At 69.2% G+C, this 17,689-nt stretch carries 18 protein-coding genes and 1 pseudogene; 10 read left to right on the top strand and 9 right to left on the bottom strand.

Going from position 1 to position 17,689, the window contains the following annotated elements:
* The 5 genes from Q0379_RS01655 to Q0379_RS01635 all read right to left on the bottom strand — a co-directional run.
* On the bottom strand, nucleotides 1–724 hold a 724-nt coding region (locus tag Q0379_RS01655; protein WP_299003624.1), incomplete at its 3' end, for an efflux RND transporter permease subunit.
* The gene (locus Q0379_RS01650; RefSeq protein WP_299003622.1) at nucleotides 721–2,238 is read right to left on the bottom strand and encodes an efflux RND transporter periplasmic adaptor subunit; all 1,518 of its coding nucleotides are present in this window, start codon (nucleotides 2,236–2,238) and stop codon (nucleotides 721–723) included. The genes Q0379_RS01650 and Q0379_RS01655, both read right to left, overlap by 4 nt.
* Nucleotides 2,235–3,461: a TolC family protein gene (locus tag Q0379_RS01645; RefSeq protein ID WP_299003619.1), complete on the bottom strand. Its 1,227-nt coding sequence runs from the start codon at nucleotides 3,459–3,461 to the stop codon at nucleotides 2,235–2,237. Before Q0379_RS01645 ends, Q0379_RS01650 begins: the two co-directional genes overlap by 4 nt.
* 132 nt (nucleotides 3,462–3,593) lie before the next feature.
* Nucleotides 3,594–3,821 carry a hypothetical protein gene (locus Q0379_RS01640; RefSeq protein WP_299003617.1) on the bottom strand — a complete coding sequence of 76 codons (228 nt, stop codon included), beginning with the start codon at nucleotides 3,819–3,821 and terminating at the stop codon, nucleotides 3,594–3,596.
* A 111-nt stretch (nucleotides 3,822–3,932) separates the two neighbouring features.
* Nucleotides 3,933–4,286 (bottom strand): hypothetical protein, encoded by a 354-nt coding sequence (locus tag Q0379_RS01635; RefSeq protein ID WP_299003615.1) that lies wholly within the window; start codon nucleotides 4,284–4,286, stop codon nucleotides 3,933–3,935.
* Nucleotides 4,287–4,481: 195 nt separating this feature from the next.
* On the opposite strand from Q0379_RS01635, the gene Q0379_RS01630 reads away from it, so the two are divergent.
* The 10 genes and pseudogenes from Q0379_RS01630 (at nucleotide 4,482) to Q0379_RS01585 (ending at nucleotide 11,456) form a co-directional block, all read left to right on the top strand.
* Entirely contained in the window at nucleotides 4,482–4,928 is a 447-nt protein-coding gene (locus tag Q0379_RS01630) for a four-helix bundle copper-binding protein (protein WP_299003613.1), read from the top strand.
* Nucleotides 4,925–5,305 carry a DUF305 domain-containing protein gene (locus tag Q0379_RS01625; RefSeq protein ID WP_299003611.1) on the top strand — a complete coding sequence of 127 codons (381 nt, stop codon included), beginning with the start codon at nucleotides 4,925–4,927 and terminating at the stop codon, nucleotides 5,303–5,305. The genes Q0379_RS01630 and Q0379_RS01625 overlap by 4 nt, the downstream gene beginning before the upstream one ends.
* A 20-nt stretch (nucleotides 5,306–5,325) precedes the next feature.
* Nucleotides 5,326–5,820 carry a DUF305 domain-containing protein gene (locus tag Q0379_RS01620; protein ID WP_299003609.1) on the top strand — a complete coding sequence of 165 codons (495 nt, stop codon included), beginning with the start codon at nucleotides 5,326–5,328 and terminating at the stop codon, nucleotides 5,818–5,820.
* A gap of 151 nt (nucleotides 5,821–5,971) precedes the next feature.
* Nucleotides 5,972–6,259: a hypothetical protein gene (locus Q0379_RS01615; protein WP_299003607.1), complete on the top strand. Its 288-nt coding sequence runs from the start codon at nucleotides 5,972–5,974 to the stop codon at nucleotides 6,257–6,259.
* Nucleotide 6,260: 1 nt separating this feature from the next.
* Nucleotides 6,261–6,701 carry a periplasmic heavy metal sensor gene (locus Q0379_RS01610; protein ID WP_299003605.1) on the top strand — a complete coding sequence of 147 codons (441 nt, stop codon included), beginning with the start codon at nucleotides 6,261–6,263 and terminating at the stop codon, nucleotides 6,699–6,701.
* Nucleotides 6,698–7,270 carry an RNA polymerase sigma factor gene (locus tag Q0379_RS01605; RefSeq protein WP_299003603.1) on the top strand — a complete coding sequence of 191 codons (573 nt, stop codon included), beginning with the start codon at nucleotides 6,698–6,700 and terminating at the stop codon, nucleotides 7,268–7,270. The genes Q0379_RS01610 and Q0379_RS01605 overlap by 4 nt, the downstream gene beginning before the upstream one ends.
* A gap of 108 nt (nucleotides 7,271–7,378) precedes the next feature.
* Complete coding sequence (locus Q0379_RS01600; protein WP_299003601.1) at nucleotides 7,379–9,220, top strand: copper resistance system multicopper oxidase; 1,842 nt, start codon at nucleotides 7,379–7,381, stop codon at nucleotides 9,218–9,220.
* Complete coding sequence (locus Q0379_RS01595; protein ID WP_299003599.1) at nucleotides 9,217–10,296, top strand: copper resistance protein B; 1,080 nt, start codon at nucleotides 9,217–9,219, stop codon at nucleotides 10,294–10,296. Before Q0379_RS01600 ends, Q0379_RS01595 begins: the two co-directional genes overlap by 4 nt.
* 57 nt (nucleotides 10,297–10,353) lie before the next feature.
* Nucleotides 10,354–11,157, top strand: a pseudogene (locus Q0379_RS24095) (acyltransferase); the annotation flags it as partial.
* Nucleotides 11,158–11,225: 68 nt separating this feature from the next.
* Nucleotides 11,226–11,456 (top strand): hypothetical protein, encoded by a 231-nt coding sequence (locus tag Q0379_RS01585; protein ID WP_299003595.1) that lies wholly within the window; start codon nucleotides 11,226–11,228, stop codon nucleotides 11,454–11,456.
* A gap of 12 nt (nucleotides 11,457–11,468) precedes the next feature.
* Here the strand turns inward: Q0379_RS01585 and copD are convergent, their stop codons facing one another.
* The 4 genes from copD to Q0379_RS01565 form a co-directional block, all read right to left on the bottom strand.
* Nucleotides 11,469–12,395 (bottom strand): copper homeostasis membrane protein CopD, encoded by a 927-nt coding sequence (gene copD, locus Q0379_RS01580; protein WP_299003593.1) that lies wholly within the window; start codon nucleotides 12,393–12,395, stop codon nucleotides 11,469–11,471.
* Nucleotides 12,396–12,397: 2 nt separating this feature from the next.
* Nucleotides 12,398–12,760 carry a copper homeostasis periplasmic binding protein CopC gene (gene copC / locus Q0379_RS01575; protein ID WP_299003591.1) on the bottom strand — a complete coding sequence of 121 codons (363 nt, stop codon included), beginning with the start codon at nucleotides 12,758–12,760 and terminating at the stop codon, nucleotides 12,398–12,400.
* Between the two features lie 83 nt (nucleotides 12,761–12,843).
* Nucleotides 12,844–15,195, bottom strand: coding sequence for a heavy metal translocating P-type ATPase (locus Q0379_RS01570; protein ID WP_299003589.1), 2,352 nt, complete (start codon nucleotides 15,193–15,195; stop codon nucleotides 12,844–12,846).
* A gap of 262 nt (nucleotides 15,196–15,457) precedes the next feature.
* Nucleotides 15,458–17,689: CusA/CzcA family heavy metal efflux RND transporter (locus tag Q0379_RS01565; RefSeq protein WP_299003587.1), on the bottom strand; the 2,232-nt coding region annotated here is incomplete at its 5' end.

Here is a 17,689-nt window from a genome sequence, read left to right as displayed (position 1 = left end):
CCTCGATCGTCTTCAGATAGCCGGTGGCGCGGACCATGTATTCGGCCTCGCCCAGTTCCAGCACCGAGCCGCCGGTCTCGGCGTTGGCGCCCCTCAGTGCGGCGACCACCTGCTGGTGGGTGACGCCGTAGCTGGCCAGCTTCTGGGGATCGAGCACGACCTGGTACTGGCGCACCATGCCGCCGATCGCCGAGACCTCGGCCACGCCGGGCAGGGTCTTCAGCTCATAGCGCAGGAACCAGTCCTGCAACGAGCGCAGCTGGCTGAGATCGTGGCCCCCGGTCTTGTCGACCAGGGCGTATTCGAAGACCCAGCCGACCCCGGTGGCGTCAGGGCCAAGCGCCGGGCGGGCGCTTTCGGGCAGGCGCGACTGGACCTGGTTGAGGTACTCCAGGACCCGAGAGCGCGCCCAGTAGAGGTCGGTCTTGTCGTCGAAGATCACGTAGACGAAGCTGTCGCCGAAGAACGAATAGCCGCGCACGGTCTTGGCCCCAGGCACCGAGAGCATGGTGGTTGCGAGCGGGTAGGTGACCTGGTTCTCGACGAGCTGCGGAGCCTGGCCTGGATAGCTGGTGCGGATGATCACCTGGGTGTCCGACAGGTCCGGCAGGGCGTCGACCGAGGTCGAGCGGACGGCCAGGCCTCCGGCCACGATCAGGGCCAGGGCGCCCAGCAGCACGAAGAAGCGGTTGGCCACCGACCAGCGGATCAGGGCGGCGATCATGCGCCACCGCCGATCTTGCTGATGCGGCGCACGGTCGGCCCTCCGGCGGGTTGGTTGAAGCCGAAGCGGACCTGGTCGCCGACCTTGAGCCCCTTGAGCAGCATCGGATCGGCGCGGAAGGTCATGGTCATCGGCGGCCAGCCGATGGCCGGCACCGGTCCGTGCGACAGGGTCAGACCGTCCCCCGTGATCTGCTCGATCCGGCCGCCGGTGGTTTCCAGGAGGGCCGGCTTGATCGGCGGCGCGGCCATCGATTTGGACATGCCGTCCATCGGCGCGGGCGGGCCCGATGGCGGCAGCGCGCGCACCTGCAAGCCAGCGAGGCTGGCTTCGGAGTCGACGAGGAACTGGCCCGAGGCGACGATCCTTTGCCCGGCCGACAATCCGGCCAGGATTTCCGTCTGGCCGCCGGCCTCTCGGCCGGTCCGCACCTCGACAGCCTGGAAGCGGCCGCCATCCACCGCGAGCATCACCACAGCGCGCGTACCGGTGCGGATGACCGCTTCAGAGGGCGCAAGCAGGGCCGGGCGGCCGGTCGTGTCGAACGAGACCGTGGCGAACATGCCGGGCTTGAGGCGACCGTCGCGGTTGGCAAGCTCGATCCGCGCCTGCAGGGTCCGGCTGTCGCCCTGGGCCTGAGGCAGCACGGCCTGGATCGTCCCCCGCAGGGTCTCGCCCGGATAGGCGGCCAGGCTGACGCCAACGCCCTGGCCGGGGCGCAGCTGCCCGGCCTGCACTTCGGGCACTGCGGCCGTCACCCAGACCTTCGAAAGGCCGTTGATCTCGGCCAGGGTCTGGCCCATCGCCACGGTCATGCCCGAACGCACTTCGAGCTTGGAGACCACCCCGGCCAGCGGTGCGCTGATGGTGATCGTGGTGCGCGGTTGGCCATCGCGATCGAGCGCCACGATGACACCATCGGGCATGCCCAGCAGGCGAAGGCGCTGGCGGGCGGCGGCGGTCAGGGCCGCGTCGCCGGTTCTCTTGACGGCCAGGTATTCGGCCTGGGCGCCGCCCCATTCGGGAACCAGGAGGTCGGCCAGCGGCGCGCCGGCGGCGATCACATCGCCGGGCGCGCGGCCATAAACCCGCTGGACGAAGCCGCCGCTGCGCGCCTGGACGATGGCGACATCACGCTGGTTGAAGTCGACCAGGCCAGCGGCGGTCAGGCCGCCGCTCAAAGCGCCTTCCTGCACGGTGGCAAGGCGCATGCCGAGGCTTTGCGCCGACGAGGGATCGATGCGCACACCGGTCGCGGGTCCCGCCGCAGCGGCATCGCCGGCGTATTTCGGGACGAGCTGCATGTCCATGAACGGCGACTTGCCGGGCTTGTCGAAGTGCTGGGCCGGAACCATCGGGTCGTACCAGTAGAGCACCTTGGGGTCGTTCGAGGCGGCGGGCGACTTGGCCGGCGCGGCGGTGAGGCGAGCGAGGCCGTAGCCGCCGGCTCCAGCCAGGACGACCAATGCCGCCCCGGCGCCGAGCAGGCCCTTCATCGAATAGGGGCGGGTCATTGGGCGTCGCTTCCATAGGTCAGGGTAAGGCGAGCCGCGTCGAGGGTGACGGCGGCCTCGCGATCGAGGGCGGTGAGCTGGGCGTCGGCAAAGCCGGCGAAGGCGGCCAGAACGTCCGGCAGGTTAGCCGTGCCGGCCCCATAGCCGGCCGTCTCCAGGTCGGCCTTCTGTTTGGCCAGCGGCAGGAGGGTGTCGCGGGCGCGCAGCCATTGCTCATGATGCATGACGTGGTCGGCCAGATCGGCCTCGAGCTGGGCGGTGAGCGCGCGCTCGGCGTCCTGGCGCTGGGCCTCGGCGCGGCCGGCGCTGGCGGCGCGCGCGGCGATCATCGGATCCTGGCGGCTCTTGCCCCACAGCGGCAGGCTAATGCTGACCCCGGCCGAGACCATGTCGCCGAACATCGGATCGCGGCGCTGGTAGGCCACCTCCCAGCTCCAGTCGGGACGCTTGTCGGCCCTGGCCACCGCCACATCGGCCTGGGCCTGGCGGGCGGCGGCGTCCTTGGCCAGCAGGGCGGGATTGCGCTCGAGGGCCGCGCGAAGCGCGCCGGGCGCGACGCCATGGTCGGGCGCCGGGCCGACGGCCTGCGGATCGGCCTCGCCCGTCCAGCGGGTCAGGGTGGCCCGTGCGCGGGCCAGGGCCGAGGCCGCCTCGCTGCGCCGGTCGTCCAGCGCCGCGCGCATCTGGGCCACCTCCAGCGCTTGGGCGGGCCTTGAACGGCCGGAGGTAACGCCGGCGGGGGATGCGTTCCACAGCGGGGTGAGCTGGGCGATAACCGCGTCGACGGCGACCAGCTTGCGCTGAGCATAGTAGAGATCGATCCAGGCCAGGGCCGTGGCGGTGCGGACTTGGCGGGCCTCAAGCGTACCGTCCGCTGTCGCCGCCACGACGTCGGCCTCGGCCCGGCCGATCCGCGCCTGTCGCTTGGCGGCGCTGGGCATGTCCTGGCTAAAGCCGATCCGGCCCATGGTCATTTCGTCGGCCCCCAACCGCCCAGCCGGTGGGCCCGACACAGGAAAGTTGTCGAGCCCGAAGGCCAGCTTGGGATCGGGCAGGGCGCCGGCCGCCCTGGCCGAAGCCCTGAGCGCGTCGACCTGAAGGGCCGCGGCGCGCAAGGCCGGGGCCTTGGCCGCGGCCGCGTCGAGGGCCTGGGCGTAGGTGAGCGGTGCGGCATGGGTGGCGCTCGCCACACCAAGTCCCGCCAGGAGAAGGATAAGGCGCATGGATACGACCTTGACAATTCGAGAGCGGCGGCGCGCCGCGAAGGCGCCCCGGCGAGCTGTTTGCAGCCACCTCGCCGGGGCCGGATGCGAAGGGCGGGGGAAGGGGATCAGCCCCCGACCCTCACGCCCGAGCTAGCGCGGCGGGTTCGCCGCAGGCATGGCCGTGGCCGCGTGTGCCTCGCCCAGCGAGCAGTCGGCCGGCATGTCGCAGATCCAGTCGGATCGCCGGAAGACATCCTTGGGATTGACCGAAGCCGGACGGGCTTGCCGGTGGCCGCAATCGGTCCTGGCGGCCGCCGAGGCGGTGGCGGCGAATAGCAGGCTGGCGGCGATGGCCAGCGCGAAAACACGCGAAGACATGAAATCATCCTTGAAGATCAGACGCCGGCCCGCGCGGGCGCGAGCGACTACGCGCCGTCCAGAGGAGGCGGCGCGCGACGAACACGGGCGGACGGGCCGTTGGCCGGTCCGTTAGGCCAGGGTTCGAGGGGGCGGATCTTCGGGGACGAGGACGCGTGTGCGGCCGCCGGTGTTGGACCAACTGGCCTCGGCGCGGTAACTGACCACGACCGGCGTTAGGTGGGCTTGAGCAGGCGCGGCGACGGACGGAGCGCAGCTCACCGAACAGGCCTTGGCGCAATCCTTGGCCGACATGGTCTTGCCGTGGTCGCAGCAAGGATCGGCCGAGGCCGCCGCATCGGCCGGCGCGGCCATCGCCATGGCGTCCATGCCGCCCATGTCGCACTCGGCCCGCGCGGCGCTGACGGCCAGCGGGCTGAAAGCGAAGGCCAAGGCGGCCAGGAGGGCGAGCGCGTGTCGCAGCATAACGCGGAGCCTAGCTCGACGGCGACGCTTCGTCACTACGTGCAAGCCCCTATTCCGTTTGTGTTTTTATAGCGACAGCACGCCGCGCTGGGCGGCCCATCTAGAATAATACGCAGCGCCCCGCGCTGGCCCTCGCGCCTTGAACACGGGCCTGGAGAATATTTTCACGGGCGGAACGGTGCGGCCGCTCACCGGTTGAGGGGGCGTCTTCAACGCCAGGCCAAGACCATGCACGCCGACCCGATGCTCAAGGCCCATCCGCAGGCCAACGGCCCGACCGATACGGCGCTCGTGCGCTGCATAGAAGCCTGCTTCGATTGCGCCCAGGCCTGCACCGCCTGCGCCGACGCCTGTCTTGCCGAGCCCATGGTCGCCGAGCTCACCGACTGTATCCGCCTCAATCTCGATTGCGCGGACCTCTGCGTCGTCGCCGGGCGCATCGCAAGCCGCCGAACGGGGGCGGACGGGGCTGCTCGCGCCGTCCTCGACGCCTGCCAGACGCTGTGCGCGCTGTGCGCTCAGACCTGCGAGGCGCACGCCCAGATGCACGACCATTGCCGCATCTGCGCAGACGCCTGCCGCAGTTGCGAGGCCGCCTGCGCCGCGGCCCAGGCGATCGTTTCACCAGGAGGAATCTCATGACACGTCTTCTGCCCGCCGCCGCCGCGGCGCTCATTCTCGTCGCCGCCCCGGCGCTTGCCCAGCAAGGCCATCCGCCCGGCCACGCCATGGACCACGCGGGAGGCCACGGCCAGATGGCCAAACAAGACTACTTGCAGGCCATGCAGCGCATGCACCAGGCGATGATGGGAGCCGAAGATCCCGATCCCGACCGCGCCTTCGCCCTGAAGATGATCGAGCATCATCGCGGCGGCATCGCCATGGCCGAAGTTCTGGAAAAGCATGGCGACGACGCCGAACTGAAAGCGATGGCGCGAAAGAGCGCCGAGATGCAGCGCAAGGAGATCGGCGAACTGCAGGCCTGGCTTGGCCGGCACGGCGGCGCTCCTCGCAAGTGACCTAGCCCAGGAGGACAGCCATGGCCGACCGCCACCCCGACTCCAGCCACCCTGGCCATGACCATGCCGGCCATACGGCGTACGGGCGTCTGGCGGCCATGACCATCCTGTCCTTCCTGGCCATGTACGCCCTGATGTACGCCATGGTCGACAAGGCCGCGAACATCCATCCAAGCCTCAACCAGGCCTACATGGCCGGGCTGATGACCGCGCCGATGATCGTGTTCGAACTGCTGCTGATGGACATGATGTACCCGCACAAGGCGCTCAACCGAGCCCTGCTCGGCGTCAGCGTTCTGGCTGGCGTGCTGTGCTTTGCCGGTATTCGCCAGCAATGGCTGATCGGAGACCGCGAGTTCCTCGCCTCGGTGATCCCGCACCATTCCGGTGCGATCCTGATGTGCGGCAAGGCGCCGGTGCGCGACCCGGAAATCCGACGTCTCTGCGCGACCATCATCCAGGGCCAGCAGCGGGAGATCGAGCAGATGGACGCCATGCTCGTACGCGGCCGCTGATATACCGCCGGCTCGAACCTCTGGCCTTCTAGACCAATTTTCGCCCTGGCGCTCGGCGCCGGGAGGGTCGTACGCACGCGGGGCGGCATCCCAGGTGAGGGATTTGGCCGCGGGCCGCGTATGTTGACGTGCAGAGGTCAGGGGATCGGCCATGAGCGACAAGCTCGATCAACTTTTCACCGCGTTGCGCGACCAGCCGCTGGAGGCGCTTCCAGACCTGGAAGGCCGTGTCTGGGCCAGGATCGACAGCTGGCGCGAGCGCCGGCGCGCAGCGAGCGCCCTGGCGCCCCTGCGGGCGGCCTCGGTCGTCGCGGCGCTGGGTCTGGGTGTCGTCGGCGGCAGCCTGGCGGCCAACGCCGCCGCGCGCACCCCGCCGGAGATATCGGCCTTCGCGGTCGACGTTCACCTCGCGCCCTCGACCCTGCTCGTCGGCCGCTAGCATGGGCCGGGTTTCGCGCGGCGCGATCCTCACCGTCATCCTGGCCCTGCTGGCGGGGCTGGCGGGCGGATGGCTGGGATCGGCGCGGCTTTGGCCGCAGCACCATGGAGCCTCGCTGCATGAGATGGTGCATCACGAGCTCAAGCTCACCCCGGCCCAGGACCGGCAGCTTGAGGCTCTTGAACAGGAATTTGCCGTGCGCCGCCGGGCCCGTGAGGCCGAGCTGCGCGCCGCCAACGCCCAGCTGGCGGCGGCGATCCAGGCGCGTCACGAATACGGCCCCGAGGTGGAGGCCGCGGTCGAGCGCTTTCACACGGCCATGGGCGCCCTGCAGCTAGAGACGGTCCAACACGTCCTGGCCATGCGCAAGGTGCTGACTCCCGAGCAGGCGGCCAAGTTCGACCGCCGCGTCAGCGAGGCTCTGACCGACGAGCAGCCGTGATCGCGGGGCCTGGCGATGAGGAGGATGGCGCGCTCGCCCAGCGCGCCGCGCGCGGCGACGAGCGCGCCTTCAGCCAGCTGATGCGCCGGCACAAGGCGACCTTGCACGCCTTCGCGCGACGCCACCTTGGCGATCGCGAAGCAGCGCTGGAGGTTGTCCAGGAGAGCTTCGTGGCGGCTTGGAAGGCGCTCGGCCGCTATGACGCCGCACGACCCTTCGCGACCTGGATGCGGGCCATCGTCCTCAACAAGTGCCGCGACCGGGGCCGGCGCCTGCGTGTGCGTCGGCTGATCCTGGGCGAACGGTCGATCGATGCGCCCGGCGCCCCGGACTACGCCGATCCCGCGCCAAGCCCCGAGGCGAGCAGCCTTCGCGCCGAGCAGCTGGCGCGCCTGGAGGCGGCGATCGCGCGGCTGCCGGACGCGCTCAAGGAGCCGCTGATCCTCACCTACCTGGAAGGTTACAGCCAGCAGGACGCCGCCGCAGAGCTGGGTGTGAGCGTCAAGACCATCGAAACGCGCAGCTACCGCGCCCGCCGGCGCCTGGCCGATTGGCTCGCGGACCGCTGATTTTTCGCCACACAGATGAGGGGGCTGAACGCCAGCCGCGTAACACCCGTTGAGATCGCGCCGCGTTCAGGCGGACGCGCCTTCCGCGCCATTGGCAAAAGGGCTGTCATGCGTTCATCCGGTACGGCTTTGGATCGCCGACGTGTCCTGCAATCCCTCGCCGTCCTGGGCGGCGGGGCGACCCTGGCCGGCCTATTGCCCGACTGGGCGCGCGCGGCGGGCCAGGTTGGCCGGGGACCCGAAGCGCTTTCAGGCTCGGAGATCAAGCTGACCATCGGCCACACGCCGGTGACGGTGGATGGCCAAACCACCCACGCGGTGACCATCAACGGCACGGTTCCGGGGCCGCTGATCCGTCTTAAGGAAGGCCAGCACGTTCGGCTGTCAGTCACAAACGGCCTGGAGGAGGAAACCTCTGTCCATTGGCATGGGCTCCTCGTGCCCTTCCAGATGGACGGCGTGCCCGGCGTCACCTTCCCTGGCATCAAGCCGGGCGAGACCTTCACCTACGAGTTCCAGGTGCGCCAGTCTGGCACCTATTGGTATCACAGCCATTCGGGCCTGCAGGAGCAGATGGGCCACTACGGCCCCATCGTCATCGATCCGGCCGGCGAGGACCCGGTCGACTTCGATCGCGAGCACGTGGTGGTGCTTTCCGACTTCAGCCGGATGCACCCGCACCAGATCTTCAGGAAGCTCAAGCAGCAGAGCGGCGCCTTCAACTATCAGCGCCAAACCTTGAGCGGACTGCTGGCCGGTAAGGACCAGACCCTGGCCGAGCGACTGGACTGGGCCAAGATGCTGATGGATCCGACCGACATCTCGGATGTCACCGGCGCGGCCTACACGTTCCTGGTCAACGGCCATGGACCCAAGGACAATTGGACGGCGCTGTTCTCGCCGGGCGAGCGGGTGCGGCTGCGGTTCATCAACGCCGCGGCCCAGTCGGTGTTCAACGTCCGCATTCCGGGCCTGCGCATGACCGTGGTCGCCGCCGACGGCCAACTGGTGCGCCCGGTCGAGGTCGACGAGTTCCAGATCGGCAACGCCGAGACCTACGACGTCATCGTCCAGCCCATGGCCGACCAGGCCTTCACCATCGTCTCGGAGTCTGTCGATCGATCGGGCCTGGGCCGCGCCACCCTGGCCCCGCGCCCGGGGATGAGCGCCGAGGTCCCGCCGGTTCGCGAGCGGCCTCTGACCACCATGCGCGACATGGGCATGGACATGAGCGGAATGCCGATGGGCGGGATGGATCATGGGTCCATGGCCGGCATGGACCATGCCGCCATGGGCCATGGCGCGATGGCCGCCAAGCCTCTTCCTGGCATGGGCCCGCCGCGCCGGCGCGGCGGCGATGTGATGGGCAAGATGGACATGGGCGGCATGGACATGTCCATGCGCAACCCGGACAACGCGCCTCAAGTCAAGCTCGGCCCCAGCGTCCAGTCGATCGCGCCGATGCCGGTGGATCGCACCGGCGAGCCTGGCCAGGGCCTGGAGGCGGTGGGCCACCGGGTGCTGGTCTATCGCGACCTCGTGGCCCTCGAACCGAACCCGGACACGCGCGCGCCCGAGCGTTCGCTGGAGATCCATCTCACCGGCAACATGGAGCGGTTCATCTGGGGCTTCGATGGACGCAAGTTCAGCGAGCGACCCGCGCCCTACGCCTTCCGGAGCGGAGAACGGGTGCGGGTCGTGCTCGTCAACGACACGATGATGGCCCATCCCATCCACCTGCACGGCCACTTCTTCGAGCTGGCCTTCGGGCCCGACGGGCACATGCCGCGCAAGCACACGGTAGTTGTCCTGCCGGGCGGCCGCGTCAGCTTCGACTTCACCGCCGAGACCGGCGACTGGGCCTTCCACTGTCACATGCTCTACCACATGCACGCGGGGATGTTTCAGGTCTTCAGCGTGCGCGATACGCAAGCGGAGGGCGCGCGATGAAGACCTCCCTGATCGCTCTCCTGCCGGCCCTGTGGGCGGCTCCAGCCATGGCCCAGCATGCAGGCCACGCCGCTACGCCGCCGCCCGCGACAGCTAAACCCCCGGCGACCGCGGCCGCCTCTGATCCGCACGCCGGCCACGACATGAGCGCCATGCCAGGCATGGCCATGCCGGCCCAGCAGGCCGCGCCCGCCGATCCGCATGCTGGCCATGACATGAGCGCCATGCCCGGCATGGCGAGCAAGCCCGAGCCGGCCGCGCCTGCTGACCCTCACGCCGGCCACGACATGGTTGAGACGCCGGGGCCGCCGGGCGAGGCCATGGGCCCACCGCCTCTGCCGGACCAGGAGACGTCGCCGCCGCCGCCGCCAACCGACTATCTGGCTGACAAGATCTTCGACCCCGCCGCCATGGATCGCGCCCGCGCGCAGCTACGCCGCGAGCACGGCGGCGCCCAGGCCTCGCAGGTGATGGCCAACCTCCTGGAGTACCGCGCCCAGTCCGGCGGCGACGGTTATCACTGGGATGGCGAAGCCTGGTTTGGCGGCGACTTCAACCGCTTGGTGGTAAAGTCGGAAGGTGAGGGGGATCGGCATGGCGTTCAGGCCGGCGAGATCCAGGCGCTCTACTCGCGTCCGGTGGGACTCTACACCGACCTTCAGCTGGGCTTGCGCCAGGACGTCGAGCCGAAGTCGCGCACCTACGCCACGGTCGGATTCGAGACCCTGCTGCCATACTGGATCGAGGCGAGTGGCGCGGTTTTCGTGTCCGACAAGGGCGACGTGCTGGCGCGGGCCGAGAGCGCGATCGATTGGCGGCTGACCCAGCGCCTGATCCTGCAGCCGCGCGCCGAACTCAACTTCGCCGCCCAGGACGTCGCCGCCACCGCGACCGGCTCGGGCCTCTCGGACGGCGAGCTGGGCCTTCGGCTCCGATACGAGGTTCGCCGCGCGTTCGCGCCGTATGTGGGCGTCAGCTGGTCGCGCCGGTTTGGCCGCACGGCGGACCTCGCGCGCCTCCGCGGCGAGGATGTTTCCGAAACCAGCTTCGTCCTGGGCTTGCGGGCTTGGTTCTAAGGCCACGATCGGCGCCTGGGCGGCGCCGATCGCAACATAATCTCGGGGGAGGCGAGCATGTATCCGTCGGACATCCGTCCGCTCACATCGCTGCGGATTTGCGCGGCGCTATGGGTGCTCGTCTACCATTTCCGCAACCATCTGGATCTTGACCTCGAACGGTTCGGCCTGGCGGCCAAGGGCTATCTCGGCGTCGACCTGTTCTTCATCCTGTCCGGATTCATTCTCAGTCACGTCTACACGCGAGCCTGGGCCGAGCGGCGCTTCAACTATGGCTCGTTCCTCTGGGCGCGGCTGGCGCGGGTCTATCCCGTCCATCTGGTGACCCTGGCGGCGACCATCGTCATTTGGCTGGCCGCCCTCAAGTTTGGCGTCGGCTTCGATCCCCAGGCCTTCGATCCGCGCATGCTGCCCCAGCACCTGATGCTGATCCACGCCTGGGGCACTACCCCGACCGTGCAGTGGAACTTTCCATCCTGGTCAATCTCGGCCGAATGGTTCGCCTATCTCGGCTTTCCCGTCGCCGCGAGCCTGTCGCTGGCGGCGCGCCGCCGGCCTGTCCTGCTCGTCCTGGGCGCACTTATCCTGTTCGTCGGCATGTTCCTGCTCGCCCAGGCCCGCGGGGTGCTGTTCACGGACATGAGCGCCCAGATCGGGGCCTTGCGGATCATCCCAGCCTTCCTGATGGGCGCGGCGTTGCACCGGCTGGGCTCGACGATCAGCTTGCCCAGCCGCGTCGCATTCGCAGCAACCCTGGCGGCGAGCGCCTGGATCGCACTTGCCGCCAGCCTGCGGCTAAGCGACCTGTTCATCTGGCCGGGGCTGGCGCTGCTGATCTTCTGCCTGGCCGAGACCTCGAAATCGACCAGGGCCGGCCTGATGGCCGCGCCGCTGCTCGTCTATTTCGGCGAAGTCTCCTATGCCCCTACATGGTCCACCTACCGGTTGACATCGTCTACTTCCACGGCCTGCAAAGGCTTGCGCCCGACCTGTCGATGGCGGGCGCGGCCTCGGCCTGGGCGGGCGCCTTCGGGGTCTGCCTCTTGGCGGCCATGGGCGTCTACCACCTCGTCGAGCGCCCCGCCCGCAACTGGCTGCGGGCGCGCGACCCGTTCGCGAAGCGGCCGGTCTTGGAGCCGCCGCACGAGCCGGTCCTGTGACGCCGCTAGGGCCTATTGGGCGGTGATCGGCGCGAGCCGGCCGAGCCAGGCGACCAGGGCCAGCACCGCAAGGCCCGCGCCAAGCTCGAGGATAAGGCTCTGGCGGAGCGCTTTCACCTCGGCGTCGTTCGAGGCCGGATCGCCTAGGGCCTGGCGCAGAGCGGGCGTGAGGCGGAACCGATTGACCGCGGCCAGCAGGATCATGCCCGTGAAGAGCGCGATCTTCAGCAGCAGGAGCTGACCGTAGAGCGTGGTGAACAGCGCCGCGGCCCCGGCCGGTCCGACGAGGAACCAGCTGTTGACAAGTCCAGTAACCACCAGCGCCGCGACCAAGCCCGTGCCGAGGCCCGAAAAGCCCGCCAGGGCGGCGTGGAGGTCGGACGCCGCCGCGCCGTCGCGCCAGGCGGTCCCAGCCAAGCCCAGGAAAAACGCCAGCGCGCCGATCCAGACGGCCGCGGCGAGGAGATGGATGATATCGGCCGCTAGGTGCGGGAGACCCCCCGCGCCGTCGCTCGCCGCGCCGTGCCCCATCCAGGCCATGCTCGCGACGGCGATCGCGCCAAGATGGGCGACGATGGCGAGGGGCGCACGACGACAGGGCATGAGCAGCAGAATTGCAAGCGCGATCGCCGCGGCCGCCGCGCGCGTGACCGAGGACAGACCCATGGCCATCTCTGTGAGGACCGACGCGAGCGTCGTCGGATCCAGGGCCGCCGCGAGCGACCCGGCGACGACGGCGGTCTGCAGGACGAGGCCTGCGAGACTGGCCAGGAGGAGCATCGCCGCCGAGCCGGCGAGGAGCCGGCGCGGCCAGCCCAGCGCCTGAGCGCTCGACCGACCCACGGCCGGTAGGGCGTAGAGCGCAAATAGAGCGCCGCCTGCCAGGACAAAACCGGCCCCGAATTGCGCCCACCGCAGCAGGACGACCGCAGCCTCCACGACTACTTCACCGTGAAGGTGATCACGCCGTCCATCCGGTGACCGTCGTCAGCGGCCGCGGCATGCCAGGTCAGCTTGTAGACACCCGCCATCAGCACGCCCTTCGGAACGCCGGTGATGGTCTTGCGGTCGCCCGAAACCGTGGTTTTCACCGGAGCTTTCATGCCGTCGGCCATCGCAAGCTCGAAGCTGGAGAACGCCGGGGCGAGCTTTTCATTGAAGGTCAGGCGGATGGCCTTGGGGGCGGCGACGGTGGCGTTGGCGGCCGGATCGGACGAGACGAGCTTGGCGTGGGCGCTAGCCTGACCGGCCGAGAACAGCAGGGTCGCGGCGGCGGCGGCTATGATCTTTGAGCGCAGGGACATAGGAGGCGATCCTCGAGAGACGGTTTGCCTAAACCCTTACGCGCCGCTCATTGATCTCCCTCAAACTATGGCCTGCGCCGCCGTCAAAGTCTGAGCGCGCGAAGGCGCAAGGCGTTGGCCACCACGCTAACCGACGACAGCGCCATGGCGCCCGCGGCGATGGCCGGCGACAGAAGCCAGCCGAACAGCGGGTAAAGCACGCCCGCGGCGATCGGCACCCCGGCGACATTGTAGGCGAAGGCGAAGAAGAGGTTCTGCCGGATATTGCTCATGACCGCGCGAGAAAGGCGGCGCGCCTTCACCAAGCCTTCCAGGTCGCCGTGCAGCAAGGTGACGCCGGCGCTCTCGATCGCCACGTCAGAACCCGCGCCCATTGCTACGCCAACTTCGGCGGCGGCCAAGGCCGGGGCGTCGTTGACGCCGTCGCCCGCCATCGCCACGCGGTGGCCGTCGGCGCGGAGTTTCTTGACGACCGCGGCCTTCTCGTCGGGCAGGACATCTGCCTTCACCTCGTCGATCCCGAGTCCCTGAGCCACGGCTTCGGCGGTCGTGCGGTTATCGCCCGTGAGCATGACGATCCGGAGGCCCTGGCTGCGGAGCGCGGTGACAGCCGCCTTGGTGGTTGGCTTGACCGGATCGGCGATCCCGAGCGCGGCCGCGACCGTCCCATCCACGGCCACGAAGATCGCGGTGGCGCCTTGGCGGCGCAGGTCATCGGCCTGGCTGGCCAAGGCTTGCGTCGACACTCCCAGCTCATCCAGGAAGCGGGCCGAACCGATCGCCATCGGGCGCCCGTCGACCTTGCCGACCACGCCCTTGCCAGCCGGGGAGTCGAAGCCTTCGGCCCGCAGCATCGGCAGATCGCGGCTGGCCGCGGCCCGGACGATCGCTTCGGCCAGCGGGTGCTCGCTCGCGCGCTCCAGGCTCGCGGCCAACTGAAGGATCTCGTCCTCGGTAAAGCCCGGCAGGGGACGCACGGCCGTGACCGCCGGCCGGCCTTCGGTCAGGGTGCCGGTCTTGTCGACGACCAAGGTGTCGATCTTTTCGAAGCGTTCCAGCGCCTCGGCGTTCTTGATCAGCACGCCAGCGCTCGCGCCGCGGCCGACCCCGACCATGATCGAGAGCGGCGTGGCCAGCCCCAAGGCGCAGGGACAGGCGATGATCAGGACTGAAACGGCCGCCACGAGCGCAAAGGCCATGCTTGGCGGCGGCCCGAACATCGCCCAGGCGCCAAATGCGACGAGCGCTGCGAGGATGACGGCCGGCACGAACCAGCCGGCCACCTGGTCGGCCATGCGCTGGATCGGCGCGCGGCTGCGCTGGGCTTCGGCGACCATGGCCACGATCTGGGCGAGCAGGGTGTCGGCCCCGACCTTGTCGGCCCGCATGACGAACGACCCGGTCTTGTTGAGCGAACCCCCGACGACCTTGTCGCCGGGCGCCTTGTGAACGGGCATGGACTCGCCGGTGACCAAGGCCTCGTCGACGGAGGCCTCGCCCGAAACGACCTGCCCGTCGACCGGGATCTTCTCGCCGGGCCGGACCCGCAGCTCGAACCCGACCTCGATCGCCTCAATGGCCACCTCGACATCATCGGCGCCGACGACGCGCCGCGCCGTTTTGGGCGAAAGGTCCAGCAAGGCCTTGATCGCGCCGGAGGTGCTCTCGCGCGCCCGAAGTTCCAGAACCTGGCCTAGGAGCACCAGGACCGTAATCACTGCGGCCGCCTCGAAATAGATCGGCGTCGAGCCGTCGGCGCGTCGGAACGCGGCCGGAAAAAGTCCTGGCGCCAAGGTCGCCACGACGCTGTAGGCCCAGGCCACGCCGATCCCCATGGCGATCAGGGTGAACATGTTGAGTTGGCGGCTGATCAGCGAGCGGGCGCCCCGTTCGAAGAAAGGCCAGCCGCAGCCTAGCACCACAGGCGTGGCGAGGAGGAACTGGACCCAGTTGGACACATGCGGCGACAGGTGCACGCGCATCAGCCCGACGTGGCCGCCCATCTCCAGGGCGAAAACCGGCGCGGCGAGCACCAGGCCGATCCAGAAGCGCCGGGTCATGCTCATCAGCTCAGGATTGGGGCCGCCGTCGGCGCGAACCGTCAGGGGCTCCAGCGCCATGCCACAAATCGGACAGGCCCCGGGTTCGGACCGACGGACCTGGGGGTGCATGGGGCAGGTGTAGACCGCCCCCTCGTGCGGCGTGGGTGGCGGTGCGAAGACGGGATCGGCCATGTAGCGGCCGGGGTCTTGATCAAATTTTTCGGCGCAACGGTGCGAGCAGAAGAAGAGCGCCTTTCCTCTATGCTCGCGGGTTTCGGCGGCGTGGGACGGGTCGACGGTCATGCCGCAAACCGGATCGCGAACACGCCCCTCAGAAATGGACGAGCCGTGCTCGTGGCCGTGGTGATCGTGGTTTGCGGACTGTTGGGACATTGTGCGCTCCGGTCACTCGGCCATTCGGGAACAATACGCGGCTCAAACCATCATCCCTCGTTTGGCGCCGATACTGGTCGCCGGAGGGGCGAGAACGGGAAGCTCCTGGCGGCGCCATAGGCCGCGCCCCGCCGTGCTCGAAGAGGTCCCTCGGTTCGTGGGCGCCAGGGTGATCCGGTTGGAGATGGGAGGCCCATCGTCCTTCCGCAGACCCGCGTCGCCGAGGACGGCGAAGCAAGGCTCCGCCGTCCCGGCCGGCGCATCAGCCAAGCGCCTCCTCGACCGCCGAGACCGCTCCAGCACGCCTTGCCTCGTGGGCGAGCTTGTAGAGCGCAGGCAGAACCAGCAGGGTCAGCAGGGTCGAGGAGATGATCCCGCCAATGACCACGGTCGCGAGCGGGCGCTGGACCTCCGCCCCGGCGCCGACATTGAAGGCCATGGGCACGAAGCCCAGGCTCGCCACTAGGGCGGTCATCAGCACGGGGCGAAGGCGCGTCAGCGCGCCCTCGTGGATAGCGTGGTCAAGGTCGGCGCCCTGCTGGCGCAGCGCCCGGATGAAGCTGACCATCACCACGCCGTTGAGCACCGCCACGCCCGACAGGGCGATGAACCCAACGCCGGCCGAGATCGACAGCGGCAAGCCGCGCAGCAGCAGGGCCGCCACACCGCCGGTCAGCGCCAAGGGCACGCCGGAGAAGACGATGGCGGCGTCCTTGACCGATCGGAAGAGGGCGTAGAGCAGCCCAAAGATCAGCAGCAAGGCCGCCGGCACGACCAGCTGCAGGCGCTTGGCCGCCGAGATCAGCTGCTCGAACGTGCCGCCATAGGTGATCCAGTAGCCCGCCGGCAGGTCGACCTCGGCGCCGACCTTCTGCTGCACCTCCGTGATGAACGAGCCAAGATCGCGGCCCCGCACATTGGCAGTGACGACGACGCGGCGCTTGCCGTCCTCCCGGCTGATCTGGTTGGGCCCGATGACCATCTCGATCCTGGCGACGTCCTGCAGGGGCACGAAGCCGCGCGGCTGGTCGATCGAGCCGGGCAGGGGAATGCGCAACCGGCCGATATCGTCGATCTTGCCGCGCACGGCTTCGGGAAGGCGGACGACGACGTCGAAGCGGCGATCGCCCTCGAACACCTGGCCCGTCACCGTGCCGCCGATCGCCGTGGCGACCACCGATTGGACGTCGTCGACATTGAGGCCCAGGCGCGCCAGGGCGGCGCGATCGGGGGTGATCTGCAGGACGGGAAGGCCGGTGACCTGCTCGACCCCGACGTCGGTCGCGCCGTCCACGCTCTCGACGACGTCGCCGATCGTTGCGCCGATCTCCAAGAGCTGGTCGAGGTCATCGCCGAACACTTTGACCGCCACGTCGGCGCGCACGCCCGACAGCAGCTCGTTGAACCGCATCTGGATGGGCTGGGTGAACTCGTAGTTGTTGCCGGGCACCTTGGCGACGACAGCCTGCAGTTCGGCGACCAGCTGCGTCCTCGGCTTCCTGGGGTCGGGCCAGTCCTTGCGGTCCTTGAGCATGATGAAGGTGTCGGCCACCGACGGCGGCATGGGATCGGTCGCCACCTCGGCGGTGCCGATCTTGGCCACCACCTTGTCGACCTCGGGCAGGGTCTTCACCTTGGCTTCGAGCGCCGTCTGCATGGCGATGGCCTGGGAGAGGCTGGTGCCGGGGATGCGCAGGGCGTGCATGGCGATGTCGCCTTCGTCGAGGTTGGGCACGAACTCCGACCCCATCCTCGAGGCGGCAAAGGCGGCGATCGCCACCAGCACGACGGCGCCGGCGACGAACGCCACGCGCAGACGCAAGGCCGTCTCCAGGGCCGGCGCGTAGAGCCGCCGCGCCCCGCGCATGATCGGGCTTTCCTTTTCCTCGACCTTGCCGGTGACGAAGAGCGCCACGGCGGCCGGGACGAAGGTCAGGGACAGCACCAGGGCCGCGGTCAGGGCGATGACCACGGTGATGGCCATCGGGTGGAACATCTTTCCCTCGACCCCGGTCAGGGCGAAGATCGGCACATAGACCAGCGTGATGATCAGGATGCCAAACAGCGACGGCCGGATGACCTCGCTGGCGGCGCTCGCGACCAGGCCGAACCGCTCGTCTCGCGACAGCAGCCGGCCCTGGCGGTGCTGGGCCTCGCCGAGCCGGCGCAGGCAGTTTTCGACGATGATCACGGCCCCATCGACGATCAGGCCAAAGTCCAGCGCCCCCAGGCTCATCAGGTTGCCCGAGACCTTGGACTGCACCATGCCGGTAATGGTCAGCAGCATCGACAGCGGGATGACCGCCGCCGTGATCAGGGCCGCGCGGATATTGCCCAGCAGCAGGAAGAGCACGACGATCACCAGGATCGCCCCCTCGACCAGGTTCTTTTCGACCGTGGCGATGGCCCGGTCGACCAGGTGGGTGCGGTCATAGATCGGCTCGGCGGTGACGCCGGCCGGCAAGGCCTTGGCGGCCGCTTCCAGCCGCTCGGC

The organism is uncultured Caulobacter sp., assembly GCF_937900395.1.
Taxonomy (GTDB): Bacteria; Pseudomonadota; Alphaproteobacteria; order Caulobacterales; family Caulobacteraceae; genus Caulobacter.
Note: the sequence above shows the minus strand (reverse complement) of the source record. Positions and strands in the feature narration are given on the sequence as shown.